Source organism: Nonomuraea sp. NPDC049129, from assembly GCF_040648495.1.
Taxonomy (GTDB): Bacteria; Actinomycetota; Actinomycetes; order Streptosporangiales; family Streptosporangiaceae; genus Nonomuraea.
In genome coordinates this window covers 35,898-62,622 of record NZ_JBEZDU010000007.1, presented here as the reverse complement: position 1 = coordinate 62,622, position 26,725 = coordinate 35,898, and the positions used below count along the sequence as shown (strand labels likewise).

The 26,725-nt window shown below is 70.8% G+C and carries 29 protein-coding genes; 8 read left to right on the top strand and 21 right to left on the bottom strand.

All coding sequences use genetic code 11. The features are described 5' to 3' along the window. The first annotated feature begins 75 nt into the window (after positions 1-75). Positions 76-999 (top strand): NAD(P)-dependent oxidoreductase, encoded by a 924-nt coding sequence (locus tag AB0B64_RS23040; RefSeq protein ID WP_357948264.1) that lies wholly within the window; start codon positions 76-78, stop codon positions 997-999. On the opposite strand, the gene tsaD is transcribed toward AB0B64_RS23040, so the two are convergent. The 13 genes from tsaD to AB0B64_RS22975 all read right to left on the bottom strand — a co-directional run bounded on the left by tsaD (position 980) and on the right by AB0B64_RS22975 (position 12,080). Beyond that, positions 980-2,011 carry a tRNA (adenosine(37)-N6)-threonylcarbamoyltransferase complex transferase subunit TsaD gene (gene tsaD / locus AB0B64_RS23035; RefSeq protein WP_357948262.1) on the bottom strand — a complete coding sequence of 344 codons (1,032 nt, stop codon included), beginning with the start codon at positions 2,009-2,011 and terminating at the stop codon, positions 980-982. The two genes, AB0B64_RS23040 and tsaD, sit on opposite strands and share 20 nt — an antisense overlap. Further along, positions 2,004-2,471, bottom strand: coding sequence for a ribosomal protein S18-alanine N-acetyltransferase (rimI, locus tag AB0B64_RS23030; RefSeq protein WP_357948259.1), 468 nt, complete (start codon positions 2,469-2,471; stop codon positions 2,004-2,006). Before rimI ends, tsaD begins: the two co-directional genes overlap by 8 nt. Next, entirely contained in the window at positions 2,468-3,112 is a 645-nt protein-coding gene (gene tsaB / locus AB0B64_RS23025) for a tRNA (adenosine(37)-N6)-threonylcarbamoyltransferase complex dimerization subunit type 1 TsaB (RefSeq protein ID WP_357948257.1), read from the bottom strand. The genes rimI and tsaB overlap by 4 nt, the downstream gene beginning before the upstream one ends. A 67-nt stretch (positions 3,113-3,179) precedes the next feature. After that, positions 3,180-4,109 carry a phosphotransferase gene (locus AB0B64_RS23020; RefSeq protein ID WP_358179491.1) on the bottom strand — a complete coding sequence of 310 codons (930 nt, stop codon included), beginning with the start codon at positions 4,107-4,109 and terminating at the stop codon, positions 3,180-3,182. Next, positions 4,106-4,642 carry a class F sortase gene (locus tag AB0B64_RS23015; RefSeq protein WP_225293872.1) on the bottom strand — a complete coding sequence of 179 codons (537 nt, stop codon included), beginning with the start codon at positions 4,640-4,642 and terminating at the stop codon, positions 4,106-4,108. The genes AB0B64_RS23020 and AB0B64_RS23015 overlap by 4 nt, the downstream gene beginning before the upstream one ends. A 3-nt stretch (positions 4,643-4,645) precedes the next feature. Further along, positions 4,646-5,341: a hypothetical protein gene (locus tag AB0B64_RS23010; RefSeq protein WP_357948251.1), complete on the bottom strand. Its 696-nt coding sequence runs from the start codon at positions 5,339-5,341 to the stop codon at positions 4,646-4,648. Between the two features lie 138 nt (positions 5,342-5,479). Continuing rightward, a complete protein-coding gene (tsaE, locus tag AB0B64_RS23005; RefSeq protein ID WP_357948248.1) occupies positions 5,480-5,944 on the bottom strand; it encodes a tRNA (adenosine(37)-N6)-threonylcarbamoyltransferase complex ATPase subunit type 1 TsaE in 465 nt (154 codons plus the stop codon). Then, positions 5,944-6,993 carry an alpha/beta hydrolase gene (locus tag AB0B64_RS23000; RefSeq protein WP_357948245.1) on the bottom strand — a complete coding sequence of 350 codons (1,050 nt, stop codon included), beginning with the start codon at positions 6,991-6,993 and terminating at the stop codon, positions 5,944-5,946. The genes tsaE and AB0B64_RS23000 overlap by 1 nt, the downstream gene beginning before the upstream one ends. Further along, entirely contained in the window at positions 6,990-8,120 is a 1,131-nt protein-coding gene (alr, locus tag AB0B64_RS22995) for an alanine racemase (RefSeq protein ID WP_357949468.1), read from the bottom strand. Before alr ends, AB0B64_RS23000 begins: the two co-directional genes overlap by 4 nt. 87 nt (positions 8,121-8,207) lie before the next feature. After that, a complete protein-coding gene (locus AB0B64_RS22990) occupies positions 8,208-9,659 on the bottom strand; it encodes an NAD(P)H-hydrate dehydratase (RefSeq protein WP_358179489.1) in 1,452 nt (483 codons plus the stop codon). Positions 9,660-9,668: 9 nt separating this feature from the next. Next, a complete protein-coding gene (locus tag AB0B64_RS22985) occupies positions 9,669-10,019 on the bottom strand; it encodes a holo-ACP synthase (protein ID WP_225293879.1) in 351 nt (116 codons plus the stop codon). A gap of 24 nt (positions 10,020-10,043) precedes the next feature. Beyond that, complete coding sequence (locus tag AB0B64_RS22980) at positions 10,044-10,583, bottom strand: hypothetical protein (RefSeq protein WP_358179487.1); 540 nt, start codon at positions 10,581-10,583, stop codon at positions 10,044-10,046. Positions 10,584-10,691: 108 nt separating this feature from the next. Further along, the gene (locus AB0B64_RS22975; protein WP_358179485.1) at positions 10,692-12,080 is read right to left on the bottom strand and encodes a PLP-dependent aminotransferase family protein; all 1,389 of its coding nucleotides are present in this window, start codon (positions 12,078-12,080) and stop codon (positions 10,692-10,694) included. Here AB0B64_RS22975 and AB0B64_RS22970 point away from each other — a divergent pair. Further along, complete coding sequence (locus AB0B64_RS22970; protein WP_358179483.1) at positions 12,079-13,302, top strand: aminotransferase class V-fold PLP-dependent enzyme; 1,224 nt, start codon at positions 12,079-12,081, stop codon at positions 13,300-13,302. The two genes, AB0B64_RS22975 and AB0B64_RS22970, sit on opposite strands and share 2 nt — an antisense overlap. Here AB0B64_RS22970 and AB0B64_RS22965 read toward each other — a convergent pair. Then, entirely contained in the window at positions 13,299-14,717 is a 1,419-nt protein-coding gene (locus tag AB0B64_RS22965; protein ID WP_357948234.1) for an alkaline phosphatase PhoX, read from the bottom strand. The two genes, AB0B64_RS22970 and AB0B64_RS22965, sit on opposite strands and share 4 nt — an antisense overlap. A gap of 199 nt (positions 14,718-14,916) precedes the next feature. Here AB0B64_RS22965 and coaA point away from each other — a divergent pair, with 199 nt between their 5' ends. Beyond that, on the top strand, positions 14,917-15,834 hold the full coding sequence (coaA, locus tag AB0B64_RS22960; RefSeq protein ID WP_357948231.1) for a type I pantothenate kinase: 918 nt from the start codon (positions 14,917-14,919) through the stop codon (positions 15,832-15,834). On the opposite strand, the gene AB0B64_RS22955 is transcribed toward coaA, so the two are convergent. Further along, a complete protein-coding gene (locus AB0B64_RS22955; RefSeq protein ID WP_357948228.1) occupies positions 15,806-15,943 on the bottom strand; it encodes a hypothetical protein in 138 nt (45 codons plus the stop codon). The genes coaA and AB0B64_RS22955 overlap by 29 nt on opposite strands. Positions 15,944-16,006: 63 nt before the next feature. Here AB0B64_RS22955 and AB0B64_RS22950 point away from each other — a divergent pair, with 63 nt between their 5' ends. From AB0B64_RS22950 to AB0B64_RS22930, 5 genes are read left to right on the top strand one after another with little or no spacing between them, the layout of a single operon-like run. Continuing rightward, complete coding sequence (locus AB0B64_RS22950) at positions 16,007-16,933, top strand: DUF389 domain-containing protein (RefSeq protein ID WP_357948226.1); 927 nt, start codon at positions 16,007-16,009, stop codon at positions 16,931-16,933. Positions 16,934-16,973: 40 nt separating this feature from the next. Beyond that, positions 16,974-17,885: an ABC transporter ATP-binding protein gene (locus tag AB0B64_RS22945; RefSeq protein ID WP_358179481.1), complete on the top strand. Its 912-nt coding sequence runs from the start codon at positions 16,974-16,976 to the stop codon at positions 17,883-17,885. Next, a complete protein-coding gene (locus AB0B64_RS22940) occupies positions 17,878-18,735 on the top strand; it encodes an ABC transporter permease subunit (protein WP_357948220.1) in 858 nt (285 codons plus the stop codon). The genes AB0B64_RS22945 and AB0B64_RS22940 overlap by 8 nt, the downstream gene beginning before the upstream one ends. Then, the gene (locus AB0B64_RS22935; RefSeq protein ID WP_358179479.1) at positions 18,732-19,646 is read left to right on the top strand and encodes an ABC transporter ATP-binding protein; all 915 of its coding nucleotides are present in this window, start codon (positions 18,732-18,734) and stop codon (positions 19,644-19,646) included. The genes AB0B64_RS22940 and AB0B64_RS22935 overlap by 4 nt, the downstream gene beginning before the upstream one ends. Positions 19,647-19,695: 49 nt before the next feature. Continuing rightward, positions 19,696-20,412, top strand: coding sequence for an ABC transporter permease subunit (locus AB0B64_RS22930; protein WP_357948214.1), 717 nt, complete (start codon positions 19,696-19,698; stop codon positions 20,410-20,412). Position 20,413: 1 nt separating this feature from the next. On the opposite strand, the gene AB0B64_RS22925 is transcribed toward AB0B64_RS22930, so the two are convergent. From AB0B64_RS22925 to rplM, 6 genes are read right to left on the bottom strand one after another with little or no spacing between them, the layout of a single operon-like run. After that, the gene (locus AB0B64_RS22925) at positions 20,414-21,991 is read right to left on the bottom strand and encodes a class I adenylate-forming enzyme family protein (RefSeq protein ID WP_358179477.1); all 1,578 of its coding nucleotides are present in this window, start codon (positions 21,989-21,991) and stop codon (positions 20,414-20,416) included. Between the two features lie 29 nt (positions 21,992-22,020). Then, a complete protein-coding gene (locus tag AB0B64_RS22920) occupies positions 22,021-23,205 on the bottom strand; it encodes a GNAT family N-acetyltransferase (protein ID WP_358179475.1) in 1,185 nt (394 codons plus the stop codon). After that, complete coding sequence (locus AB0B64_RS22915; protein WP_358179473.1) at positions 23,121-24,230, bottom strand: ATP-grasp domain-containing protein; 1,110 nt, start codon at positions 24,228-24,230, stop codon at positions 23,121-23,123. The genes AB0B64_RS22920 and AB0B64_RS22915 overlap by 85 nt, the downstream gene beginning before the upstream one ends. 57 nt (positions 24,231-24,287) lie before the next feature. Next, positions 24,288-25,634 carry a phosphoglucosamine mutase gene (gene glmM / locus AB0B64_RS22910; protein WP_357948204.1) on the bottom strand — a complete coding sequence of 449 codons (1,347 nt, stop codon included), beginning with the start codon at positions 25,632-25,634 and terminating at the stop codon, positions 24,288-24,290. A 1-nt stretch (position 25,635) separates the two neighbouring features. Continuing rightward, positions 25,636-26,157 (bottom strand): 30S ribosomal protein S9, encoded by a 522-nt coding sequence (rpsI, locus tag AB0B64_RS22905; RefSeq protein WP_357948202.1) that lies wholly within the window; start codon positions 26,155-26,157, stop codon positions 25,636-25,638. A gap of 26 nt (positions 26,158-26,183) precedes the next feature. Then, entirely contained in the window at positions 26,184-26,627 is a 444-nt protein-coding gene (rplM, locus tag AB0B64_RS22900) for a 50S ribosomal protein L13 (protein ID WP_219531477.1), read from the bottom strand. Positions 26,628-26,725: the final 98 nt, after the last annotated feature.

The window sequence follows — 26,725 nt, the reverse complement described above, 5'->3', positions numbered from 1 at the left end:
GGCATGTCACATCCGGCACCCCGCCACGCATCCGTTGAATGAGGACCCCACGACGCACAAGGAGACAGAGCAGGCATGAAGGTACTTCTGGCAGGAGCCACCGGCACCATCGGCACCGAGCTGATACCGCAGCTGCTCGCCGCCGGCCACTCGGTGCTCGGCCTCACCCGTTCCGAGCGCGGTGCCGCCAAACTGGCGGAGGCGGGCGCGACCGGCCTGGTCGCGGACATGATGGACCGCGACGCCCTGCTCGCCGCGGTGAAGGGTCACCAGGCCGACGCGGTGATGCACCAGGCCACGGCGATCACCGGCCTGCCGCTGTTCCACCGCCAGCTGTATCCGACGGGCGCGCTGCGCGACCGGGGCACGGCCAACCTGATCGCGGCCGCCAAGGAGGTCGGCGCGCACCGCTTCGTCACGCAGTCGTTCTTCCTCGGGTACGGCTACCGCGACCACGGCCCGGAGCCGGTGACCGAGGACCGGCCGTTCGCCGAGCCCGCCAGGGGCCCCTTCGGCGTGCACATGAGGACGATTCGGGCCAACGAGGAGCAGGTGTTCAACACGCCGGGCATCGACGGCGTCTCCCTGCGCTACGGCCTGTTCTACGGCCCCGAGGTGACGACGCGGAAGATGATGGCCATGGCGCGGCGGCGAATGCTGCCGGAGGTCCACCCGGCCGGCGTCATCTCGCTCGTGCACGTCCATGACGCCGCCTCGGCCGCCGTCGCCGCGCTGGACCGGGGCGGGGCCGGGCGGGCGTACAACATCGCGGACGACGAGCCGGTGAGCTTCGACGCATATGTCCGGGCGCTGGCCGAGGCGGCGAACGCGCCCGCACCGCTACGGGTGCCCGGCTGGCTGCTGCGGCCGACGCCGTACATCCACGCCTTCATGACCGGCGTGCGCATCCGGCTCTCCAGCGACCGCGCGAAGCGGGAACTCGGCTGGATCCCCGCCTACCCCACCTATCGCACGGGACTCAAACGTGAACGGTCGTGATCGGCATCGACGAGTCGGCGGGGATGTCCAGCGTCGACGGGGTGATGCCCGCCGCGACCAGGTCGGAGCCCAGGGCGGCGACCATGGCGCCGTTGTCGGTGCACAGTCCGGGCCGGGGCACGCGCAGGCGTACGCCCGCCGCGTCGCACCGCTCCTGGGCCAGGGCGCGCAGCCTGGAGTTGGCCGCGACACCCCCGCCGATCAGCAGGTCACGCACCTCGTATTTGCGGCAGGCCTGGAGCGCCTTGCGGGTCAGCACGTCGACCACGGCCTCCTGGAAGGAGGCCGCCACGTCGGGTACGTGAATGGACTCACCGGCCGACTCGCGGGCCTCCACCCAGCGCGCCACGGCGGTCTTCAGCCCGGAGAAGGAGAAGTCGAGCGTGCCGTCGTCGATCTTGCCCCGGGGGAAGGCGACGGCCGTGCCCGACCCGGAGGTGGCGGCCCTGTCGATGTGCGGGCCGCCGGGGAACGGCAGGCCGAGCACCCGCGCCACCTTGTCGAACGCCTCCCCGGCCGCGTCGTCGACGGTGGAGCCGAGCGAGATCACGTCTTCGGCCACGTCGGGCACGAGCAGCAGCGACGAGTGGCCGCCCGAGACCAGCAGGGCGATGCACGGCTTGGGCAGCGGGCCGTGTTCGAGCTGGTCGACGGCGACGTGGGCGGCCAGGTGGTTGACGCCGTAGAGGGGCACACCGAGGCCGAGCGAGTAGGACTTGGCCGCGGCGACGCCGACGAGCAGCGCCCCGGCCAGCCCGGGACCGGCCGTGACGGCTATCGCGTCGATGTCGGAGAACTTCAGCCCGGCCTGCGCCAGCGCGGCCTCCACCGTCGGCGTCATCGCCTCCAGGTGGGCCCGCGAGGCGACCTCCGGCACGACGCCGCCGAACCTGGCATGCTCTTCCATGCTGGAGGCGATCGTGTTGGCCAGCAGCGTGTGGCCCCTGACGATGCCGATGCCGGTCTCGTCGCAGGACGTCTCGATGCCGAGAACCAGGGGTGCGTCAGCCATCCAGCTTCCTTCTCATCATGATCGCGTCGGTGCCGTCGTCGTAGTAGCGGCGGCGCCGGCCGATCACCTCGAACTCGAAGTGCTCGTAGACCCCCCGCGCCTGCGGGTTGTCGGCCCGTACTTCCAGGAAGATCTCCCGCACCGCGCGCCGACCGGCCTCGGCCAGCAGCTCCGCCAGCATGGCGCCGCCGATGCCGGTGCCCTGGTGCGGTTGGACGACCGCGATGGTCTGGACGTCGGCCTGGTCGGCCGCGGCGGCCAGGCCCGCGTAGCCGACGATCTCCTGGTCGACGAGGGCCACCACGTAGTGCCTGGTCCGCGGCTGGTCGGCCAGCTCGCCGCGGAGCATGGCCTCGCTCCACGCGTCGAGCGGGAAGGTGTCGCGCTCGATCGCCATGACCGCCGGCAGATCGGCCTCGGTCATCTGCCGGAGCCGCACGTCCACCTGCCGGGGTTTCACGCCGTCACCCTCTTGGGGGCGCCGGGCACCACCGCGTCGGGCCGCCGCAGGTAGATCGGGCGCGGCGGGCCGAGCGGCTCCCCGGCCGCGATGCGCTCGGCCGCCAGGGAGGCCAGGAAACCGGCATAGGGGTACGGCGGAGCGTCGGATTGCCCCAGGATGTCGGGGTAGAGCCCGGCACCGGCACCCACCACGGGCAGGCCCTCCACCGGCACCTCGGCGGGCCGGTCGACGAACGGCCCGTCGAGCCGGGTGCGCGCGTCGGAGTAGCGGGCCCAGAACACCTCCTTGCGCCGCGCGTCGGTGGCGACCAGGAACGGCTCGGCGAGCCCGCTGCCGTAGGCGACGGCGTCGAGGGTGCAGATGCCGTACGCGGGGACGGCCAGCGTGGTGGCGAGCCCCTGCGCGGTCATCAGCCCGACACGCAGCCCGGTGTAGGGGCCCGGTCCGCTGCCCGCCACGACGGCGGTGACCTCGGACAGGGCGGCACCCGCCTCGCGCAGCACGGTCTCGATGGTGGGGATGAGCAGCTCACCGTGTCGCCGGGCGTCGATCGTCGTCGACTCGGCGAGGACACGCCGCCCGTCGTGGAGCGCGGCCGTGACGGCGGGCGTCGCGGTATCAAAGGCCAGGACCAGCACGACTGTTTAGCCTACCCGCCCGCCGGGTCACGCCCGGCCGGTGCACAGTTTCAGCCGGTCAAGAGAGTCACTCCCAGCCGGTGCGCTGTTTCAGCCAGTCGAGCGACACGACGCCCTGCGCCCGCTGGAACGCCCTGAGCGTGGGCAGGCCGGGTGGCGGCGGCTGCCGGCCCTGCCGTACCAGGTAGCCGGTGAACGCGGCGAGCACCGCCGTGGCGGCGGGATCGGAGTCGGGGAAGAGCTCCTGCGGCGCGGGGCCGCCCTGCATGGCGACCGAGGGCAGCATGGCCAGGGAATCGAACCAGGCAGCGCCGACGCAGGCCCACGGCCAGTCGACCACGTAGACGCGTTCCTCGGTGAGCAGCAGGTTGTCGGCCCGGAGGTCGGCGTGGAGCAGCGTGTCCCCGGCGGCGGCCACGGCCCAGCCGGACTCAAGCTCGGCCAGCGCGCCGAGGTGGCGCAGCGCCCACGGATCGAGACCGGTGGTGTCCTCCCCGAGCAGCCTGCGCCAGCCCCGGAACGCCTTGTCGAACACCTCCGCGACCGGCGGCGCCTCGATCGGCGCGGGCGTGAGCGCGGCCGACATGCCCCGCACCGCCTCCATCACCCGGTGGAGCTCGGCGCGGCGCCAGGGCAGCTCGGGATGGCGGCCTTCGACGTCCTCGAAGACCAGCACCACCCAGCCCTCGATCTCGAAGGAGGTCAGCAGCCGCGGCGCGGGCACGGACGCGGGAAGTGCGGCGGCGATTCTGCGTTCGGCCCGGTAGATGCGGACGCTGTCGGGGTTCGGTTCCGGGCCGACGGCCTTGACGAAGACGCGCCGGCCGTTCGCGGCGCGCAGCCGTGCGGCCGCCGCGGGCGAGAACCCGCCCGTCTGCGTCACGGCCTCGGTCACAGGGGCGCCGAGGAACTCCTCGACGGCGGCGCGGGCCGCCGGATGCACCTCCGGCCAGGGAACGCGCGTGCCCGACGCGGGCGGATCGGTCTCCTCGCTCACGCTCTGGAAGCGTAGACGATGATGTTGTCGACGTATTCGCCCTTGGCATAGTCGAACTTGCCGCCGCAGGTCACCAGCTTGAGGCCGTCCTCGATGTACACCCGCTTGGCCGGGAAGTGGTCCTTCGACACCTGCTCGACCGAGTCGACCTTGTACTTGACGACCTTGCCGTCACTCCGCTCGACCTTGACGATCTCGCCCTTGCGTACCTGCCTGAGCTTGAAGAACACCGCCGGGGCCGTCTTGGTGTCGACGTGGCCGATGATGACCGAGGCGCCTTTGTCGCCGGGCACCGCGCTGCCGGTGTACCAGCCGGCCATCTTGGGCTTCTCGTACGGCGGCAGCTCGACCTCGCCGTCCTTGCTCAGGCCGAGCTTCATCAGCGGCGCCTCGACCTCGATCGACGGGATGTCGATGCTCTCGGGCACGACGGAGCCGGCCGACTTGGTGGTGGCCTGATAGGACCTGCCGAACGCGACCAGCACCAGGCCGGTGACGGCGCCCGCGATGACCACCCGTCCAGGGCGGGCCATCGGCTAGCCCCGGACGCGGCGCTTGATCAGCAGCCCGGCCGCCGCCAGCACGGCCGCACCGACCAGTACGCCGCCGACCGGCATCCCCGAACCCTCGTCCACGTCCTTGCCGAAGGTGCCGCCGCCGCCCGCTCTGGGCGCCTTCGTGGGCGCCTTGGTGGAGCTGTCGTCGGAGGTGTCAGCGGTCGCGCTGACGACGCGCAGGGTGGCCTTGCCGGTGTCGTTGGTGCCGTCGCACTTGACCTCGACCGGGTAGGTGCCGCGCTTGACCGTGCCCGACACCTGCGCCTCGCCGCGTACCCACGGGTTGCCGGCCGCGGTGCCGGTCGGGGCGGGCGTGGCCGTCGAGGACGTCGGCGCGGTGGTCAGCGACACGCCGTTGATGAACGCCTTGGACGTGGCGGTGCCGGTGTGCGCGGGGCCGCCGCTGGGGACGGGGCAATTGGCTAAGATCCACACCTTCGAGGTCTCACCCGCGGTGACCTTGGCGGGGCTGAGCTCGACCAGGATGGGCTTCCTGCTCACGGTGGCGGTCGGCGTGGCGCTGACCGAGCCGGTGGCCGAGGCCGAGGGTGTGGGAGTCGCTGAGGTCTGCGCGGAGGCCGAGCAGCCGACCGCACCGATCATGACGATGGCTCCCGCGTACGCGACTCGCCTGACCCTGAGCACCGCCGCACCCCACTCCGCGCCGTCCTGCACCAAGCATCCACCAAAAAAGTGGACGCCGCCCCTCCTGATACCCAGAATTTCTGGGCGAATCCCTTACCAATGATCATGTTTTCTATCGATGGTGAGGTACGTCAAGGGTGGCAGCTTTGCCGGAAGACAGGGCGGATTTTACTTTTCCGCAGGTTCGGACGGCGTGTCGGCCCATCGCGCCCCGACGCCGCGCAGCGTCACCAGGCGGGCGTCGTCCCCGCTCTCGCGGTCGATGTGGATCTCCAGGCGGTCGTCGGACAGCCCCTCGACCAGTCCCTCGCCCCACTCCACGACCGTCACCGACTCCTCCAGCGAGGCGTCGAGGTCGAGGTCGTCGACCTCCAGGTCACCGCCCAGCCGGTAGGCGTCGGCGTGGACGAGCGGCGGCCCCTGGCGCAGCGACGGGTGCACTCTGGCGATCACGAACGTGGGCGAGGTGATCGGGCCGCGTACCTTCAGCCCTTCGGCGATGCCCTGCACGAGCGTGGTCTTGCCCGCGCCGAGCGGGCCGGACAGGATCAGCAGGTCGCCCGCCCGGAGGCCGGCGGCCAGCCGGGCGCCGTAGGCGCGCATGTCCTCGGCGGTCGGAAGCCGCTCGGCCACTACAACTCCACTCGCTTGATCAGGTCGCGCAGCGCGTCGTTGACCACGCCCGGGCGCTCCAGCTGGATCAGGTGCGAGGTGTCGGGCACCTCGGTGAGCTGGGCGTTGGGCAGCGCGGCGGCGATCGCCTTGCTGTGCTCGGGCGGGGTGAGCCAGTCCTTGTCGCCGACCAGGATCGCGGTCGGGACCGGGTCGAGCACGTCGAGGGCGGCCAGTTTGTCGTGGTTCATCAGCGCGGGGTAGAAGTTGGCGAACACCTCGGTCGGCGTCGCCCTGATCATCGTCTCGGCGAAGTCGACCAGGGTGGGGCTGACGTTCTTGGAGTCGCCGAAGCCCATGTAGCGGGTCATCAGGAACGCGATGTCGCTGCCCGCGCTGCGGGTCTTGTCGACGAACGAGCCCCGCCGGCCCAGCAGCGAGATCGTCGACGGGGCGACCTTGTGCACGGCCTTGGACAGCAGCGCCGGCAGGCCCAGCGTGAGCTCGGCCAGCTTGCCCGCCGAGGTGGCGATGAGGGACACCGCGCGGATCTTGTCACCGAACAGCTCAGGATGGCGGTCGGCCAGCGCCATGATCGTCATGCCGCCCATGGAGTGGCCGACCAGCACGCACGGGCCGGGCACGAAGCGTTCGATCACCTCGGCCAGGTCGTCGCCCAGCCGGTCGATCGTGCAGTCCTCGGCGGTGGCGCGCTGCGAGCGGCCGTGTGAGCGCTGGTCCCACAGCACCATGCGGTGGTTGTCGCGCAGGTCGCGGCGCTGGTAGTGCCACGACTCCAGGCTGAGGCAGTAGCCGTGGCAGAACACGATGGTCAGCGGCGCGTCCTCGGGCCCGTCGATCTCGACGTGCAGCGCCGTGTTGTCGGAGGTGACCAGCGTGAGGTCCCTGCCGCGCAGCTCGCCGAACGGCTCGCTCGCCTCGGCGTCGGGGCGCAGCCTCATACGGCCCACCGCGTAACGCTTGGCCAGCGCCGCCGCCGCCACACCGGCCGAAGCGGCACCGACGATGGCGCCGGCGATCCCGACCTTCCGCCGTGTTGTCGTCGTCATGTCCCTGATCCCCTATACACCCGCGGCACCCGCGAACCGATCCTGGTCACGATCTCATGCGTTATCGTGCCGAGGTTATCCGCCCACTCCTGAGCGGTCGGCTCACCCCTCCCACCAGGCCCGAACAGGACGACCTCGTCCCCCGCGGCGAGCGGCTCGTCACCCATGTCGATCATGAACTGGTCCATGCACACCCGGCCGGCTATCGCCCTTCGGCGACCTCCCGCCAGAACCTCTGCCCGCCCCGTCGCGTGCCGGAGGATCCCGTCGGCGTACCCGAGCGGCACCAGACCAAGCGTGGTCTCGGAACTCGTGACATAAAGGTGCCCATAGGACACTCCCGAGCCCTCCGGCACCCGCTTGGCCAGAGCGATCCGCGCCACGAGCGTCATCGCCGGTCGCAGCCCGAAGTCGCCCAGCTCGGGGACCGGGCTGAGCCCGTACATGGCGATGCCGGGCCGGACCATGTCGTAGTGGGTGCGCGGCAGCGTCAGGATCGCGGCGGAGTTGGCCAGGTGCCTGATGACGTGGGACCCGGCGGCGCCGGCCTGCTCGGCCTGCTTGAGCGCCGCCTCGTACGCCTCGATCTGCCGGTCGATCGAGCCATGCCCCGGCACGTCCGCGCAGGCGAAGTGGGACCACAGGCCGACGATCTCGATCGCGCCCTCGGCCTGGAGGGCGAGCGCCCTGGCCAGCAGTTCCGGCCAGGCGGCGAGCGGGGCGCCGCCCCTGCTCATGCCGGTGTCGGCCTCCAGGTGCGTCTTGGCGGTACGCCCGGTGCGCCGCGCCGCGGCGGCGATCTCGTCGAGCACCGGCGCGTCGGCCGCCGACAGCTCGATCTCGGCTTCGAGCGCCTCGTCCAGCGGCTCTCCGGGGGTGATGATCCACGCCAGCAGTGGCGCGGTGATGCCACCGGCGCGCAGCGCGAGCGCCTCACGGATGAAGGCGGTGCCGAGCCTGCTCGCGCCACCCTCCAGCACGGCCTCGGAGGTCGGTACGAGCCCGTGCCCGTAGGCGTCGGCCTTGACGGCTCCAAGCACTTCGGCGCCGCCCGCGCGCTCCTTGAGCAGCGCCACGTTGTGCCTGATCGCGGCCAGATCGACCCGCGCCTCCGCGGGCGTCGCCATCGGGGATGTCATCCCTCCAGTCTGGCAGCTCGCTCACGTGGTCGAGCGCGAATCGCCCCTGCTGAGGTCGGCCGGGCGGGCTCCGGCTCACTTGGAAGAGTCGCGCAACGCACGGATCGCCACCGGAACCGCCGAGGCCACGTCCGCGGCCGTCAGGGGTGCGTCCTCGGCCGCGATCCGGCCGGCCAGCCCGTGCAAGTAGGCCCCGCACGAGCCCGCGTCGAAGCAGTCGAGCCCCTGGGCGAGCAGCGCGCCGGCCACCCCGGACAGCACATCCCCCGTGCCGCCGGTGGCCAGCCAGGCCGTGCCGGTCGGGTTGACGCGTACCGGCCGGCCCTGCTCGGCCACGACCGTGGTCGAGCCCTTGAGCAGGACGGTCACGCCCAGCTCCGCCGCCGCCTGGCGGGCGTACCGGAGCCGGCCCGCCTCGATCGCCTCGCGGTCCACCTCCAGCAGCCGCGACAGCTCGCCCGCGTGCGGCGTGATCAGCACCGGGGCGGTACGCCGGAGCAGCGCCCGGTCACGGGCGACCAGCGTCAGGGCGTCGGCGTCGATCAGGACGGGCACGTCACTGGCCAGCACCCTGGCGGCCAGTTCGTGCGCCCAGTCGCCGGTGCCGAGACCGGGCCCCAGCACCCATGCCTGCACCCGGCCGACCTCGTCGATCGACGGCTCGCTCAGCTCGGTGATGACCGCTTCGGGCCAGTGGGTGCGTACCTGGGCCACCGGCTCGCTCGGCCCCACGTAACGCACCATCCCCGCGCCCGCGCGCAGCGCGCCGCCCACGGCGAGCACGGCGGCGCCCGTGTAGCGGTCGCTGCCCGCCGCGACGCCCAGGACGCCCCTGCGGTATTTGTCGGACTCGCCCATCGGCTGCTTCAACCGGCCGTCGACGTCGCGGTGGGTGAACGCCACGACGTCGGGGTCGGGCAGGTAGGGGCCGAGCCCGATGTCGATCAGCTCGATCTCGCCCACGTTGCCCGCGCCCGGATCGACGAGCAGCCCGGTCTTGGGCGCGCCCATGGTCACGGTCACCTGCGCCGCGATGGCCACCCCGTCCACCTGACCCGTGCTCGCGTCGACGCCGCTGGGCACGTCCACCGCGACGACCAGGCCGGGCGCGGCGTTGGCCGCCTCGGCCAGCCCCGCGTACGGCTCCCGCAACGCCCCGGTCGCCCCGATCCCCACCAGCCCGTCGACGATCAGCTCGGCCCGGTCGACGGCGTCGGGCCCGGCGATCGTGCCACCCGCCCGGCGGAACGCCTCCAGTCCCGCCTCATGGGTCTTGGAGCCCGCCAGGACGGCCTCGACCCGGGCGCCACGCCCGGCCAGGCGGGCCCCGGCGTACAGGGCGTCGCCGCCGTTGTCGCCGCTGCCGATGAGCAGCAGCACGCGCGTCCCGTACACCTTGCCGAGGAGGCCGGCGCAGACGGCGGCGAGCCCGGTGGCGGCGCGGTCCATGAGCGTGCCGTCGGGCAGCCGCGCCATCAGCGCGCGCTCGGCGGTCCTGATCTGGTCGGCGGTGTAGGCGGTACGCATGATCTGAAGCTATCCCTCCGCGATCACGTAGGCCATCGCCACACCGGCGTCATGGCTGAGCGAGATGTGCCAGCGCTTGACGCCCAGGCCGTAGGCGACCTCGGCGGCCTTGCCGGTGACGCGCAGCTCGGGCTTGCCGCTCTCGTCGCAGCGCACCTCGGCCTCCAGGTGCCCGAGCCCCTTCGGCGCGCCGAGCGCCTTGGCGACGGCCTCCTTGGCGGCGAACCTGGCCGCCAGCGAGTGTACGGCGAGCGGCCGTTCGACCTCGGTGAACAGCCGCTCGCGCAGCCCCGGCGTGCGTTCCAGCGCCGACTCGAACCGCGCGATGTCGACCACGTCCACGCCGATGCCCAGGATCATCCCCTCAGGTTAACCGGCGCGTGCCTACAGCCAGCTGGCCCGCACGCTGTCGGTCGGCCCCTCACCGGGCGCCCTGCCGAGCTCACCCTTCGCCACCCTGGTGAGCAGGCGGCTGACGCTCTCGACGATCTCGGGGACGCACAGGCGCAGTTCGGCCACGTCCGCGGCGATCGACTCGTCGCGCTCCACCCCCGTCCTTTCCAGCACGGCGTCCAGGTCCGCCAGCTTGCCCGCCAGCCATTGAAGGGGATCGCTCGACAGCTCCCTGTCAAAGACGCGCGGGCCCGGGTCCCATCCGGTGAAGGCCGGATGGTGGTGGGTGCGGTCGAAGCTGCCGGGGCTGCCGTCGACCGATTCCAGCAGGTCGACGCGCCAGATGGGCCGGTCGAGGTTGATGGGCCGCGCCGAATAGATGGAACCCTTCAGCTGCCCTGGTTCGAGCATCCGCACTTCGAGGCGGACGCCGTGCTCGGCGCCCTCCTGGCCCTTCATCGGATTGGGGTCGACGAAGTAGAGATCGCTCACGGCTACGCCGATCCGCTCGAAGCCGAAGATGTAGAGCACGAGGAGCCCTCCTGTCGCGAGTGTCCTTTCGGAGTATGAATAACCTCCTGTCCGCCTTCAATCAGCGGGGTCTCCGATGCGCGCCGGCCGCCGTACGCGGGGTCGGTCTCAGACGCGGGCCAGCCGCCGTACGCCCTCGACCAGCTCGGCGGCGTCCGCCGTCTCGGCGAACCCGAGGCGCAGCCACGCGGCGGGCACCTCGGTGGCGAAGTAGCGGCTGCCCGCGCTGACCGCGACCCCGAGCTGCCGGGCGGCGCCGGCCACCGCCGTGTCGCTCAGCCCGTCGGGCAGCCGCGCCCACAGGTGCAGCCCGCCGGCGGGCTGCCGCGCTACGCTCCAGCCGGGCAGCTCGCGCGCGAGGGCGGCGGCCAGTTCCGCGCGCCGCTCGCGCAGGGCCGTGGCCAGCGTACGGAGGTGCCGTTCCCAGGACGGCGAGCTGACCAGCTCCAGCGCGGCCTCCTGAAGCGGGCGGGAGATGAAGAGGTCGTCGACCAGGCGGACGGCCCGCAGCCGCGCCATCACCGGACCGCGCGCCACCAGCGCCCCGATGCGCAGGCTCGGCGCGGCCGGTTTGGTGAGCGAGGTCAGGTACACGACGGTGCCGTCACGGTCGTCGGCCACCAGCGGCGGCGGCACGGGCCCGCCGTGGCCCAGGTACCGGGCGAAGTCGTCCTCGATCACGAACGCCCCCGCCGCCCTGGCCACCTCGACGACCTGGCGGCGGCGCTCGGGCGTCAGCACCGCGCCGGTCGGATTGTGGTGGACCGGCTGGCAGTACAGCACCCGCGCGCGGGTCAGCTCGAACGCCTCGGCCAGCAGGTCCGGCCGCAGCCCGTCGGCGTCCATGGGCACCGGCACCGGGCTGAGCCCGGCCGCGCGGGCGGCGGCCATGGCGCCGGGATAGGTGGGCGACTCCACCAGGACCGGGTTGCCGGGTCCCGCGATGGCCCGGAACGCCATCGACAGCGAGCTCTGCCCGCCCGCGGTGATCAGTACGTCCTCCGGTGTGACACCGCCGCCGGCCATGGTGGCGAACACGGCGCGCAGCGGTGACAGGCCGATCGCGGGCGCCCGGTCCCAGGCATCGGGCCGACGGGCCGCGCGGCCCAGCGCCGCGGCCATGGCCCGCGTCGGCTGCAGCGACCGATGCAGGTAGCCGCCATCCAGGGTGATCGTCCCGGCGGGCGGCGGGCCGAGCGCGTCGGTCAGCGAGCGGGTGTCCACGGCCCGGTCGGTGAGCGCGACCGTCTGCCAGGCGGTGTCGGCGACCTCGGTGCCCGCCCTGGCACGCGGCGCCACGAACGTGCCGCTGCCCGGACGGGTGATCACCGCGCCCTCGGCGGCCAGGGCGGCGATGGCCTGCGACACGGTGACGGGGCCCACCCGGTAGCGCTGGACCAGGTCGCGGCTGCTGGGCAGGCGGTCGCCCGGCGCCATGCCGGACAGCAGGGCACGCAGCCGCGCTGCCAGTTCCGCCGAACTGCTACTATCCGACATGAGACTGGATAATAGCGCTTTCGCCCCCGACTCGGGACCGCTACTCGACGTCGAGAGCCTGCGGGCCGACACCCCCGGGTGCGAGCGGGTCGTGCACTTCAACAACGCCGGATGCGGGCTGCTGGCCGCTCCGGTGCTGGCCACGATGCTCGACCACCTGCGACTGGAAGCCCAGATCGGCGGCTATGAGGCGGCGGCGGCCCGTGCCGTCCAGGTCCGCGAGTTCTACTCAGAGCTCGCCGCCCTGATCAACTGTGCTCCTCGAAACATCGCGTTCGCCGGTAGCGCCACCCATGCCTTCGCCACCGCTCTGTCCTCGATCCCGTTCGAGGCCGGCGACGTCATCCTGACCACGCGCAACGACTTCATCTCCAACCAGATCGCGTTCCTGTCCCTGCGCAAGCGCTTCGGCGTGCGCGTCGTGCACGCGCCGGACGCGCCGGAGGGCGGCGTGGACGTGGCGGCGATGGCCGCGCTCATGCGGGAGCACCGGCCCCGGCTGGTGAGCGCCACCCACATTCCCACCAACTCCGGGCTGGTCCAGCCGGTCGCCGAGATCGGCCGCCACTGCCGCGAGCTGGACCTGCTGTACATGGTCGACGCGTGCCAGTCGGTCGGCCAGTACCCCATCGACGTGGCCGCGATCGGCTGCGACCTGCTCACCGCCACCTGCCGGAAGTTCCTGCGCGGCCCGCGTGGCTCCGGCTTCCTCTACGTGTCGGACCGGGTGCTGAAGGCGGGGTACGAGCCGCTGTTCATCGACATGCGCGGCGCCCGCTGGACCGGGCCGGACCGCTACCAGCCCGCCGAGTCCGCCGCGCGGTTCGAGGAGTGGGAGTTCCCCTACGCGACCGTGCTGGGCTGCGCGGCCGCCGCCCGCTACGCCCGCGAGGTCGGTGTCGAGGCCATCGCGCGCCGCTCGCCCGCGCTGGCCGCCCGGCTGCGCGTCCTGCTAGCGGCCGTTCCAGGGGTACGCGTCCTCGAAAAGGGCCCCGAGCTGGGCGCCATCGCCACCTTCACCATCGAGGGGTGGCGGCCGGAGCCGTTCAAGGCGGCCATGGACGCCAAGGGGATCAACTCGGCGCTCAGCTTCCGGGAGTTCGCCCAGTTCGACTTCGGCGACAAGGACGTCGACTGGTGCCTGCGCCTGTCACCGCACTACTACAACACCGACGCGGAGGTGGACCAGGTGGCCGAGGCGGTCGCGGAGCTGGCGGGCTAGAACGAGCCCCGCTGCCAGGGTCCCCAGATGGCGAACGAGGTGCCCTCTTTGGACTGGACGTTGACGTACAAGGTGTGACCGCCGGGGCCGAAGGTGGAGCCCGCGAACTCCGCGCCAGGGTCGCCCGCCACCGGCTCCAGGCGGCAGAAGTCGAAGATCTGGCCCTGCTTGGTGAGGCCGCGCAGGAAGTTGTCGCCGTCGCCGTCCTCGCAGAGCACCAGCGTGCCGCGGGTGCTGGCCGTCACGTTGTCGGGCAGGTCCAGCACCGACGAGCGCGGCGACTCGTACACCAGCCGGAGCCGCCCGGTCCACGTCTCGTACGCCCACACCTGCCCGCGCCCCTTGCCGAACCCGGACGGCGGCGTGTCACCCTCGGCGGTGGCGCCGCCCTGGGTGGAGCAGAAGTACACGGTGCCCTGGTGGTAGATGGCCCCTTCGAGCCGGGAGAAGATCGCCGCGCCCTCGGCCCGCCCCTGCTTGCCGACGGCCTGGACGGCCTCGTCGTTCGACGGCTTGCCGGTGAAGGTGGGGTCGGGGTCGTCGATGGTCACCCATACCGTGTTGTACGTCGCGCCGGGCCGCTGCCCCTTGGACAGGTCCTTGCGCGGCGAGCCCTTGATCGCGAGCATCTGCAGCCGGCCGCCGTCGAGCAGCCGCCCGGCCTTGAGCGGATGCTTCGGCGGCGTGTAGCGGTAGAAGCCGGAGGCGAAGGAGAAGCAGTCCTCGGTCAGGTAGAGCGCCCCCGCCTGCGGGTCGAACGCGGCCGACTCGTGCGCGAACCGCCCGGCGGCCTTGATCGGCTTGGCGTTGGAGGTGCCCGACACCGGCACCTCGAAGATGTAGCCGTGCTTGCGGGTCAGCTTGCCGTTGTCGCCGCCGGAGAAGTCGTTGGCCACGTCGGGGCCGTTGACGGTCTCCTCGCAGCTCACCCAGGCGTTCCAGGGCATCGGGCCGCCGGAGCAGTTCATCATGGTGCCGTTGAGCGATGGGGCGCTCTTGAGCACCTCGCCGTAGCGGGTGACGTGGAGGGTCGAGGTGCCGCCGCCGGCCGCGGGGTCGTAGGCCTTGTCCTTGTCGCCGAAGGCGCCGACCGCTCCGCTGACCTCGTGGTTGCGCACCAGGATCGCGGTGTCGCGCGGCCCCCGGAACGCGCCCATCCCGTCGTGCCTGCCCGGCACGATGGAGCCGTCGGAGTATTTGCTGCCCGCCGGACTGAAGGAGCGGTATTTGAACCCGTCGGGCAGATGCAACCGGACCTTGCCGTCACGCGCGTCGCGCACCGCCTTCAGCGGCCCGTAGCCGGTCGCCCGTGTGACCCCGCCCCTGGCGCCCGCGCAGGCCACTCCGGCGAACGGCCCGGTGATGCCGGCCGCGGCGGCCAGCCCTGCTCTGGTCAGAAAGCGACGACGGTCCACAAGCCCTCCCGAAGCTCAGGTCTCCGAACAGTAGCCGCTGACAAATCGCCGCATGCCCGGTTTGGTGAGATCCCCAGGCGCGGTCCACCGCCTTACCCCAAACTGGTCCTAAGTAATCCCATGTATTTATCCACAGGCTGTGGATAGAGAGTGCCACCCGGTCGAGAGCGCGTTTGTCGGCCGTCGATACGCTGCCAAGGTGAACAACGGCTACGTTGAACTGAGCAGGGAGCAGTGGAGCGAACTCCGCAAGAACACGCCCTTGACTCTCACCGAGGAAGAGCTGGAAGAGCTGCGTGGCGTCGACGACCCCATCGACCTCACCGAGGTCACCGACATCTACCTCCCCCTGACCCGGCTGCTGAACCTCCACTTCACCGGGTCCAAACAACGCAGTAGCGTGCTGAGCGCTTTTCTCGGGCATCCCGGGCAGCACGTGCCGTACATCCTGGGCATCGCGGGCAGTGTCGCGGTCGGGAAGTCGACGACGGCGCGGCTGCTGCACACACTGCTGGCCCGCTGGCCCGAGCATCCGCACGTGGAGCTGCTCACCACCGACAGCTTCCTCTATCCCAACGCGGTGCTGGAGTCCAAGGGGATCATGCATCGCAAGGGCTTCCCCGAGAGCTACGACCGCAGGGCGCTGGTCAGGTTCGTCGCCGAGGTCAAGGCCGGGCTGCCTGAGGTGCAGGCCCCGGTCTACAGCCACCTCGAATACGACATCATCCCCGGCGCCAAACAAATAGTGAAAAATCCGGATATCTTGATCATTGAGGGGTTGAACGTGCTGCAGCCCGCTCCACCCACATCCCTGGCGGTCAACGACTACTTCGACTTCTCGATCTACGTCGACGCCAAGGTGGAAGACATCCGGGCCTGGTACGTCGACCGCTTCCACAAGCTCCGCCGCACCGCCTTCGAGGACCCCAAGTCCTACTTCAAGTACATCGCCGACCTCTCCTACGAGGAGGCGACGGAGTTCGCGGTCAACGTCTGGCGCGACATCAACGAGCGCAACCTGATCGAGAACATCGCCCCCACCCGTGGCCGCGCCGGCCTGGTCATGCAGAAGGGCGCCGACCACTCCGTCAGGCGGGTACGGCTTCGCCGTACCTGAACGCCTCCTCGAACAGGTAGGTCGCGAACCTGCCCGCGCACCCCTGATCGTCTATGTCGGCGAACCAGCAGTCCTCGCCGTCCTCGTGACACCTGAACGTCTGCCTCATGTGAGAGACCCTCGCGTACGGTAGTCAACGGCCCATCAACATCCAATGGACAAGAATGACCCAGTGCTACATCTGCGATTGATCACCCCGTCCACCCGTACGGAGGAGGTGACGGCCGTGCTCGACGAGTGCACGGGCGTCACCAACGTCGCCGTGCTGCCCGGCGCGGCCCGCGAGCCGAAGGGCGATCTGATCCTCTGCGACGTCGCGCGCGAAGCGGCCAACGAGGTGATCGACCGGCTCAAGTGGGTGCAGGACGAGGGGTCGATCGCCGTCGAGCAGGTGCATCTGGCCCTGTCCAAGGTCGCCACGGACGCCGTCGAGGAGGCTCCCGGCGACCCCGACGACGCGGTCATCTGGGCGGAGCTCGCCCAGAGGGTGCAGGCCGAGTCGCGCATCACGTGGGCGTACCTGGCGTTCCTCGCGATCGCCACGCAGCTCGCGGGCATCGGCGTCCTGCAGAACTCGCCCATCCTGATCGTCGGCGCGATGGTGCTCGGACCCGAGTTCGGCGCCATCGCGGCCATCTGCTTCGGCCTGCTCCGCGGCCGGAGCCGACTGATCATCACCTCGCTCAAGACCCTGGTCGTCGGGTTCGCGGTGGCGATCGCGATCACGTTCGCCTGCGCGCTGGTCTCGCGCTGGATGGGCTGGATCGACCTGAGCAACCTGCGCGTGAACCAGGAGGTCCAGTTCATCGTCAAGCCCGACCGCTGGTCGTTCATCGTGGCGCTGCTGGCGGGCGCCGCCGGGGTGCTGTCGATCACGGCGGGCAAGTCGTCGGCCCTGATCGGCGTCTTCATCTCGGTCACCACGGTTCCCGCCGCCGGTTACGTGGCCGTGGCGCTGGCGCTCAGCGATTGGGGCGAGGTCGGCGGATCGGTCGCGCAACTCGCGCTGAACATCGCCGGAATGATCATCTCGGGCACCGTCACCTTGGCCATCCAGCGGAAATTCTGGCCTCAAGTAGGACATCGTTCATCCGTGTGAACGAGGCCACACCCCATACCCGGCCGGTAGGGTCCGGACCATGCACATCCTCGCTACCGAGGGGCTGACCAAACGCTTCCCGACCGTCACGGCACTCGACCAGCTGACGGTCACCGTCGGGTCCGGTGTCACCGGCCTGGTCGGGGCTAACGGCGCCGGCAAGTCGACGCTGATCAAGATCCTGCTGGGCCTGCTGCCCCCGACCGGGGGCGGCGCGCGGGTGCTCGATCTCGACGTGACCACGCAGGGCGCCGAGATCCGCAGGTTCGTGGGCTACATGCCCGAGCACGACTGTCTTCCCCCTGACGTGTCCGCCACCGAGCTGGTCGTCCACCTTGCCCAGATGTCCGGGTTGCCGCGTACGGCGGCCCGCGAGCGCGCCGCCGACGTGCTGCGCCACGTCGGCCTGGCCGAGGAGCGCTACCGCGCCATCGGCGGCTACTCCACCGGCATGAAGCAGCGGGTCAAGCTGGCCCAGGCGCTCGTGCACGACCCCAAGCTGGTATTCCTTGACGAGCCGACCAACGGGCTCGACCCGCGCGGCCGGGACGAGATGCTGGCGCTGATCAGGCGCATCGGCACCGACTTCGGCATCAGCGTGCTCGTCACCTCGCACCTGCTCGGCGAGCTGGAGCGGATCTGCGACCACGTGATCGTCATCGACGGGGGCCGGCTGCTGCGCTCCTCCGCGATCGCCGAGTTCACCCAGGCCACGCAGACCGTCACGGTCGAGGTCGAGGAGGGCACGCAGCCGCTCGCCGAGCGGCTGTCCGAGCTCGGCCACAGCGCCGTCCAGCACGGCCGCCTGCTGCTGGTCAAGGTGGCGGGCCCGGAGACGTTCGACGCGATCCGCGACGCGACCGTCGATCTCGACCTCTGCCTGATTCGCCTGGAACAGGGCCGCCACCGCATCGAGGACGTCTTCAGGGAGGAGGTCGACGCGGGTGTCTGAGATCTATGACATCGGTTACCGCCATTACGACGGTCCGCGACTCGGCCGCGGCTACTCGACGCGCGCGCTCACCGTCCACAGCCTGCGCGGCGTCTTCGGCCTCGGGCGTACGGCACGCAGCAAGATCATTCCGTTCGCCCTGGGCGTCATCATGCTGCTGCCCGCGGTCGTGTCGATCGCGATGATGGCCCTGTTGAAGCAGCGCGGCATGGCCTACAGCGGCTTCGCGACCTACATGCAGCCGGTCGTGGCCATCTTCCTGGCCGCGCAGGCGCCGACGGTCGTGGCGCCCGACCTGCGCTTCCGGGTGCTGCCGCTGTACCTGTCACGTCCGGTCACGATCGCCGAGTACGTGGCCGCCAAGGTCATCGCCATGACCGCGGCGCTGTTCCTGCTGCTCGCCGTGCCGCTCACGCTGATCTACGTGGGCGAACTGCTCATCGACATGGACGGGCCGCCGCAGACCAAGGAGTACTTCGGGGCCCTGGCCATGGCGCTGGTGCTCGCGCTCCTGCTGTCGTCGTTCGGCCTGGCCATCGCCTCGCTGACGCCCAGGCGCGGGCTCGGCGTCGCCTCCGTCATCGCCCTCTATCTGCTCACCTCGGCCTCCGTCCCGGTCATCTACGGCACGCTGTCCTCGACGGGCAACGAGTCGGGAGCCGCGTGGGCCTGGCTGCTCAACCCGTTCTGGCTGGTCGACGCCGTACAGGTGTGGCTGTTCAGCACCACGGCCAACGTTCCGGACGGCGGCTACCCGCCGGGGCCCGTCCCGGCGATCCTCGTGGTCGTGCTCATCGGGATCGGCCTGGCGGCGCTCGCGGCCCGCTATCGGAAGGCGGCCGCCCGATGAAGATCGAGCTCGCACAGGTCTCTCGCTGGTACGGCAACGTGGTGGCGGTCAACGACGTCACGATGACGATCGGTCCCGGCGTCACCGGCCTGCTCGGCCCCAACGGCGCGGGCAAGTCGACACTGCTGCACCTGATGGCCGGGTTCCTGGCCCCCTCGGGCGGCACGGTGACGATGGACGGCACCCAGATCTGGAAAAACCACCACATCTATAAGAACATCGGCCTGGTTCCTGAACGGGAGGGTGTCTACGGGTTCCTCACCGGCTGGCAGTTCGTCCTGTCCGCCGCCCGGCTCCACGGACTTCCCGATCCGATCGAGGCCGCCCGCAAGGCGCTGGCCACGGTCGAGATGGAGGAGCCCAAGGACCGCCGCGTCGAGACCTACTCCAAGGGCATGCGCCAGCGGGTGAAGGTCGCCGCCGCGCTCGTCCACGACCCGCCGGTTTTGCTGCTCGACGAGCCGTTCAACGGCATGGACCCGCGCCAGCGGCTGCACCTGATGGACCTGATCCGCTCCATGGGCACGGCGGGGAAGACGATCCTGTTCAGCTCGCACATCCTGGAGGAGGTCGAGCGGGTCGCCCAGCAGATCGAGGTACTGGTCGCGGGCCGGCACGCCGCCTCGGGCAACTTCCGCGAGATCCGCCGGCTGATGACCGACCGGCCGCACCTGTTCAGGATCCGGTCGAGCGACGACAGGAAGCTCGCCGCCGCCCTGATGCTCGACAGCTCGGCGGGCGGCGTCTCGCTCGGCGCGGGCGGGCTGGAGATCCAGGCGGTCGAGTTCCGGCGCTTCGCGTGGCTGCTACCGCGCGTCGCCCGCACCGAAGGGATCCGCCTGCACGAGGTCTCCCCCGCCGACGAGGACCTGGAGAGCGTCTTCGCCTACCTGATCAACCGGAGCACGTGATGAACCCGCGAGGAAGACACCGGATCCCAGCGACCGATGGGGTGGGGCAATGAATCCGGTCGTTGCTGGTATCACTTACCGGGCGTTGCTGGGCAGGCGGAGGATCTTCCTTCTGCTTCTGCTACCGCTCGCATTGATCGGGTTGGCCGTCATGCTGCGGGTGTTCGGCGGCCACGACCCGCACTCGGCCGAACTGCTGATGGACAAGTTCGCCATCGGCACGATGCTTCCGCTGCTCGGCCTCATCGCGGGCACCGGGGTGATCGCCCCGGAGATCGACGACGGCACGATCATCCACCTGATGTCCAAGCCGATCTCCCGGCCGGTCATAGCGCAGACGAAGTTCCTGGTGGCCGCATCGCTGCTGGCGGTGTTCTCGGCGGTCCCGACGTACTTCGCGGCCTGGCTGCTGGTGGGCAACGAGGACGGCCTCGCGGTGGGCTTCGCGGTCGGCGCGCTGTGCGCAGGCATCGCCTACGCCGCGGTGTTCCTGCTGCTCGGCATCCTGACCCGGCACGCGGTCACGATCGGGATCATCTACGCGCTGCTGTGGGAGACGCTGGTCGGCACGTTCGTACCGGGGGCGCAGAAGTTCTCCATCCAGCAGTGGGCTCTGACGATCGCCGACCAGCTCTCCGGCAACCCGTTCCTGGAGGCCAACGTGACACTCGGCTTCGCCGTACCGGCGCTGATCATCGTGACGCTGGGTGCGGTGCTCTGGGCGGGACAGCGGCTGCGCGTCTTCACACTGACGGGCGACGAATAGCTCACGGGCGGCCGATGGCCGCGCGCAGGGCCGCCCGGTCGAGCTTGCGCCTGCTGGATCGCGGGAAGTCCGGGAGCACCGCGATCCGGTCGGGCAGCGCGCCCGCGTCGACCAGCGCGGGCAGCCGGGCGCGTACCGCCGCCTCCTGGAAGCCGTCGCCGGGCACCAGCGCCAGTACGACCTCCTCGTCCCCGGTGACCGGATCGGCCAGGCCGACGATGGCCGCGTCGGCCACGCCGGGCAGCGCGGCGATGGCCGGTTCGTACAGGCTCGGGTAGATATTGAAGCCGTCGCGAAGGATCATGTCCTTCTTCCGGCCGAGCAGGACGAGGCGGCCCTGTCCGTCCAGGCGGACCAGGTCGCCGGTGGCCACCTCGTCGTGCGGCGGTTCGCCCAGGTAGCCGCGCGCCACGTGCGGGCCGCTGACGACCAGCTCCTGATCCTCGGTGAACCGCACGCCGACTCCCGGCAGCGGCGCACCGAGCAGGTCTCCCTCGGCGCAGGCCAGCTTCTCGGCCGCGCTCGCCAGCGCGATCGGCAGCGCCTCCGTCATCGCGTACACGCTCAGCACCTCCGCGCCGGGTGCGGCGGCGATCGCCTTCCGCAGTACGGCAGGGGGCGCGGGAGCCGAGCCGAGCAGCAGGTGGCGCAGGCTCTCCGGCAGCCGTTCCACCCGGGCGACGAGCCCGGCCAGCTCGACGGGCACGCAGTACAGGTGGGTCACCCGGCGCTCGAAGATCAGCTTGGCCGGGCCGGGCATCGACCAGGTGGCGCCGCCGATGAGCGCGGGCAGGCCGAGCATGAGGCCGTCGGTGTGGACGACGTCGCCGGGCTCGACGGGGAAGCGGTCCCTGAAGATCTCCAGCCCGGCGGCGAGGGACGCGCGGGTGTGGACGACGGCCCTTGGGTGCGCGGTGGTACCGGAAGTGAAGATCACCGCCGCCGGATCATCCACTTCACCCCAACTCGCACCGATCGCGCCGACCGCACCCGCCCCGGTCGCGTCGGCCGCATCCGCACCCAGACCGGCGCCCGCGCCGGGGTCGATGCCGGGACCAGGGCCGGCGTGGAGCGGCGGGCCGTCCAGGCCGCGTAACCGTACCGCCGCTCTCGGCACGCCGGGCAGCCACCGGCCGGTGTAGGCGTGGCGCAGTTCCAGCTCCGGCAGCGGATCGCGAAGGCCGGGCAGGAGCACGCCCCGGCGCCTGGCCAGCGCGCGCAGCGGCGCGAACGACGTGACCGCGTACAGCAGCGACCCCGCCACCACCCAGCGCGGCCGGGCCAGCCGGAGCCGGGCCCGCAGGATCTCCGGCGCGAGGCCGGGATCGGCCAGCACCAGCACCCCGCCCGCGGCGACCACGCCCAGCGCCACGGCGATCGCGTCCGGCGAGGGCTCGACGGCGTACAGCACGCCGTCGCCGCGCCCGAGCCCCTCCGCCACCAGCCGGTCGCGGATGCGCAGCGCCCGCTCGCGCAGCCCGCCGAACGTCAGCTCCCGCCCCCGCGCCCCCACGATCGCCGTCGCCCGGGGCGTACGCTCACAGGCGGCGAACACCTGAGCCAGCAGATCACTCCGCATCCCACTCCCTCAAAAGCCCTCAAAAGCCCTCAAAGCTCGTAACGCCGCATGACCGGCACCGCGACCCGGTCGAGCAGCCAGGCCAGCATCACCCACCCCGTACGCCGCCGCCATGGCAGATGCCCGACGTACACGGCCCGATACTCGATCTCCGGCACCGCCCCACGCAGCCGCTTGAACTCCCCCGCACCCGCACTGTCGTTGACCGACAGCCCCTCGTCCACAGCGATCTGGTAGACCAGCGCGCTCAGCATCCGGTAGAGCCCGATCCCCTGCGGCAGCGCGGTGTCGTAGCCGAAGATCGGCGTGGTCAGCGTCCCGTCGCGGTGGAAGTAGCCGAGCACCCCGTCGATCCGCCCGTCCCTGGCCAGCGCCCAGTAGGTGATCGTGCCCGCCCGCATGGTCTCGCGGACGAACCGCTCGGTGAACTGCGGATTGTTCCGTGAGTACTTATCCAGATAAAGCAGGTCATAGAGCTCGACCACCCGAGCCGCATCACCCTCTCCCGGCCGCACCACCTCATACCCTCTGCGCCCGATCAGCCGCAGATCGCGCCGCCACCGCTTGCGATGCCGGGCCTCCTGCTCCCCCGGCCGCACCAGGTAGATCCGCCGCCCCGGCACCATCACACAGCCGTCGATCCGCCGGTTCACCGAGCAGAACCCGACGGCGTGCCCGGGGAACCGCTCCCGCAGGAAGCGGATGGCGGCCCGCTCATGGGCGGGCTCGATGGCCGGATAGAGGTTCGTGGACAGCAGCCAGTTGTTGACCAGCACCACCCGGTCCAGCTCCGCCCACCGGCACAGCGCGCCCAGCGCGGCCAGCGCAGCCGCCAGCACCGCGCGCAGCACCCCGCTGCCGAGCACGCGCAGCTCCTCACCGGCATAGGTCACATAGTGCGTGTACGGCGAGCACACCCACGCGTTCCCCTGTTCACCATCATTGACCGACACCGGCAGGACAATGCGCCCGTCCACGAGCAGCACCCCGTAGGTCGTGGCCACATTGGTGACGAACGCCTCGGTCCCGTGCTCGACCAGCGGCACCAGGTAGTCACGCGCGTAGGCGCCGTCCTCGGTGTCGGGCCAGGGCAGCTCGCCGAGGGTGTCCTTCGTGAACAGCTCGGCCTTCACCGGCCGTCCCACTCGATGTCGTACGTCGAGCACTCGATCAGTGACCGCCGCGTCCACAACGAGCGGATCCAGTTCTCCCACAGCACCCCGAACTGCGCCAGGAACGGCCCCCGGTCCCCTTCCACCGCGATCACGTCGTCAGCGGCCGACACCACGCTCGCCCACCGGCGCAATTCCGGCCAGGAGCGTACTCCCGCCAGGCCGAAGCCCAGCATCGCCAGCCCGATCATCGCCCGCGTGCCCGGCGCGGGCCGCAGCGGCCGGTCGGGTACGTCACCGAGCAGCACCCCGGCCAGCTCGTCGCCCAGCAGATGGACCCCGCTGGTGGCCCGTGGATTGCACTCCATCGGCAGCACCCGGTCGCCGACCATGAAGTCGAAGGCGATCTGCCCGCTGAATCCGACCCGCGCGACGAACTCCGTCACCCAGGCGTCCACCTCGGCGTGCTCCACCGGCTCGAAACTCACACAAGCCCCAGAAGCCGTGAACTCCACCGCGTAGGCGGCATGAGCCACCAATCGCCCCTTCACCGCCACGGAGTAGGTGCAGATCTGCGTCCCGTCGAGCAGTTCCTGAGCCACCCAGGGCCCCTCGCCCGCCCTTAACGCGATATTTCCCCGTACAACCTGCACTTTCGTACCAAAGCGCGAAAAAACAGGCTTCAGGATGAACGGGCGCCGGATCCCGGCCAGGTCGGCCTGCGACGTCACCAGCGCCGTCTCGGGCACCGACAGCCCGAAACCCTTCGCCAGCTGGACGAACTCCCACTTGCTGTGCAACGCCCGCAGGGTCCCGAGCGGCTCGGCCAGCACCTCGCAGTGCAGCCGCTTCCGCCCTCGGGCCACCCAGAAGATCTCCTCGCAGGTGGGTACGACCAGCCGCACGCCCTCCAGCTTGACGATGTCGGCCAGCGCGTCGGCGAACGCCTCGGGAGCCCGGTTGGGCGGCGGCACCCGATGGCTCACCGCCACGGCCGAGGACCGCGCGCAGAGCTGCGCCCGCGAGCTCTCGGCCACCACGACCCGCGCACCCGACCTGGCGAACTTCCTGGCCAGGTCCAGCGCCACGGGCGCCCGCCCACCGGTGATCAGCACAGTCACGCTCACCAGCCGCAGGATACGCGTGAGGGGCACGGCGCCGCCGTGCCCCTCACCGGAAAAGCCTCAGACGCAGGCGACCCGGACCACGTCGGCCAGCCGACCGGCGACCTCGGAGGCGTGCTCCTCGGACGAGGCCTCGACCATCACGCGGATCATCGGCTCGGTGCCGCTGGGCCTGATCAGCACCCGGCCCGTCTCACCCAGCTCCTTCTCCGCCAGCGCCACGGCCTCGGTGAGCTCGGGCACCGACGCCTTGCCCCGGTCCACGTCCTTGACGTTGATCAGGATCTGCGGCAGCGGCGTCATCACCGCGGCCAGCTCGCGCAGCGACTTGCCCGACCTGGCCACGACCGAGAGCAGGTGCAGCGAGGTGAGCAGGCCGTCGCCGGTGGTCGCGTGGTCGAGCATGATGACGTGCCCCGACTGCTCACCACCCAGGTTGTAGCCGTCGGACTTCATGCGCTCCAGCACGTAGCGGTCGCCCACCGCGGTCTCCACGACGTGGATGCCCGCCTCGCGCATGGCCAGCTTGAAGCCCAGGTTGGACATCACGGTCGCGACCACAGTGTCCTTGGCCAGCGTGCCCTCGGCGTGCATGTCGGCCGCGAGGATCGCCATGATCTGGTCGCCGTCGATGATCGCGCCGGTGTGGTCGACCGCCAGGCAGCGGTCGGCGTCGCCGTCATACGCGATGCCGAGGTCGGCGCCGCGCGAGACGACGACCTGCTGCAGCTTGGGCAGGTGGGTGGAGCCGTAGCCGGCGTTGATGTTGAGGCCGTCGGGCCGCGCGCCGATGGCCTCCACCCTGGCTCCGGATCGCACCAGCGCCTCGGGGGCGACCATGTGAGCGGCGCCATGTGCGCAGTCGACGACGATGTCGAGACCGTCGAGCCGGCCACTGACCGTGGTCAGCACATGGGAGATGTAGCGGTCGGCCTCACCGTAGGCATCACGCACCCGGCCCACGGCGGAGCCGACGGGAAAGGTCCAGTCCTCGCCGAGCCGCCGCTCGATCTCGTCCTCGACCGCGTCGGACAGCTTGAAACCGCCCCGGGCCAGGAACTTGATGCCGTTGTCCGGTGCCGCGTTGTGCGACGCCGACAGCATGACGCCGATGTCGGCGCCGAGCGCGGCGGTGAGGTAGGCGACGGCCGGGGTGGGCAGCACGCCGAGGCGCAGCACATCCACTCCGGACGACGCAAGGCCGGCGACCACTGCGGCCTCGAGGAACTCCCCCGAGGCACGCGGGTCCCGGCCTACGACGGCCACAGGACGACGTCCTGTGGCCGTGAACGCGCCCGCATCGCCGAGGACGTGAGCCGCCGCGACCGAGAGGTCCATGGCGAGCTCCGCCGTGAGGTCGCGACCAGCGACCCCACGAACCCCGTCGGTGCCGAAAAGACGCGCCAATTTAGCGCTTGCTGTACTGCGGAGCCTTACGGGCCTTCTTGAGGCCGTACTTCTTCCGCTCCGTGGCGCGGGCGTCACGGGTGAGGAAGCCGGCCTTCTTCAGCGGCGCTCGGTTGGTCTCGACATCAAGGATCGCCAGCGCACGGGACAGGCCCATGCGCAGCGCGCCGGCCTGGCCGGTCACGCCGCCACCGTCGATGCGCGCGATGACGTCGAACGCCTCCTCGGCGCCGAGCACCACGAAGGGCTCGTTGACGATCTGCTGGTGGACCTTGTTGGGGAAGTAGACGTCCAGCGAACGACCGTTGATCGTCCACTTGCCGGTGCCGGGGACGATGCGCACGCGGGCGATCGCCTCCTTACGGCGACCGGTGCCGTACGAGTTGCCCGTGGTGACGGGCTTGCGCACGGGAGCGTCAGCGCTGGCGGTGGACTCGGTGGTGTACTCGGAAGGGAACTCCTCGCCGGAGAATTCTTCCACCTCGGCCTCGACGGCCGTCTCGACACCGGTGGGCTCAGCCACGGTTCTCCTCTAAATCTTTCGGACTACTACTGGGCGATCTGGGTGATCTCGAACGGCACCGGCTGCTGGGCCTGGTGCGGGTGCTCGGACCCCGCGTAGACCTTGAGCTTCTTGGCCATCTTCCGGCCGAGGGAGTTCTTCGGCAGCATGCCCTTGACGGCCTTTTCGACGGCCTTGTCCGGCCGCTTGTCCATGAGCTCGCCATAACTGACGGAACGCAGACCGCCCGGGTAACCCGAGTGGCGGTAGGCCTTCTTCTGCTCACGCTTGTTGCCGGTGAGCGCGATCTTGTCCGCGTTGATGACGACGACGAAGTCGCCGGTGTCGACGTGGTTGGCGAAGATCGGCTTGTGCTTGCCGCGGAGCAGGATCGCGACGTGGCTGGCCAGCCGGCCCAGCACGACATCGGTCGCGTCGATGACGTACCACTGACGCTGAACGTCGGCGGGCTTCGGTGAGTACGTGCGCACGGTCGTAGCCTTCTTTATGCTCGCGTCTTCGGCGCTGTCGGGAAGCGACAGCTCTAGGGTCGGTCGGTGCGGGCACACGGCAGCCCGGACCTTCCGTC

Coding starts and splice junctions, on each gene's coding strand:
- AB0B64_RS23040 (WP_357948264.1), top strand. CDS start 76: ATGAAGGTACTTCTGGCAGGAGCCACCGGCACCATCGGCACCGAGCTG.
- tsaD (WP_357948262.1), bottom strand. CDS start 2,011: ATGGCTGACGCACCCCTGGTTCTCGGCATCGAGACGTCCTGCGACGAG.
- AB0B64_RS23015 (WP_225293872.1), bottom strand. CDS start 4,642: ATGGCCCGCCCTGGACGGGTGGTCATCGCGGGCGCCGTCACCGGCCTG.
- AB0B64_RS23000 (WP_357948245.1), bottom strand. CDS start 6,993: ATGACGACGACAACACGGCGGAAGGTCGGGATCGCCGGCGCCATCGTC.
- alr (WP_357949468.1), bottom strand. CDS start 8,120: ATGGCGACGCCCGCGGAGGCGCGGGTCGATCTGGCCGCGATCAGGCAC.
- AB0B64_RS22990 (WP_358179489.1), bottom strand. CDS start 9,659: ATGCGTACCGCCTACACCGCCGACCAGATCAGGACCGCCGAGCGCGCG.
- AB0B64_RS22985 (WP_225293879.1), bottom strand. CDS start 10,019: ATGATCCTGGGCATCGGCGTGGACGTGGTCGACATCGCGCGGTTCGAG.
- AB0B64_RS22970 (WP_358179483.1), top strand. CDS start 12,079: ATGAGACTGGATAATAGCGCTTTCGCCCCCGACTCGGGACCGCTACTC.
- AB0B64_RS22975 (WP_358179485.1), bottom strand. CDS start 12,080: ATGTCGGATAGTAGCAGTTCGGCGGAACTGGCAGCGCGGCTGCGTGCC.
- AB0B64_RS22955 (WP_357948228.1), bottom strand. CDS start 15,943: ATGAGGCAGACGTTCAGGTGTCACGAGGACGGCGAGGACTGCTGGTTC.
- AB0B64_RS22945 (WP_358179481.1), top strand. CDS start 16,974: ATGCACATCCTCGCTACCGAGGGGCTGACCAAACGCTTCCCGACCGTC.
- AB0B64_RS22935 (WP_358179479.1), top strand. CDS start 18,732: ATGAAGATCGAGCTCGCACAGGTCTCTCGCTGGTACGGCAACGTGGTG.
- AB0B64_RS22930 (WP_357948214.1), top strand. CDS start 19,696: ATGAATCCGGTCGTTGCTGGTATCACTTACCGGGCGTTGCTGGGCAGG.
- AB0B64_RS22925 (WP_358179477.1), bottom strand. CDS start 21,991: ATGCGGAGTGATCTGCTGGCTCAGGTGTTCGCCGCCTGTGAGCGTACG.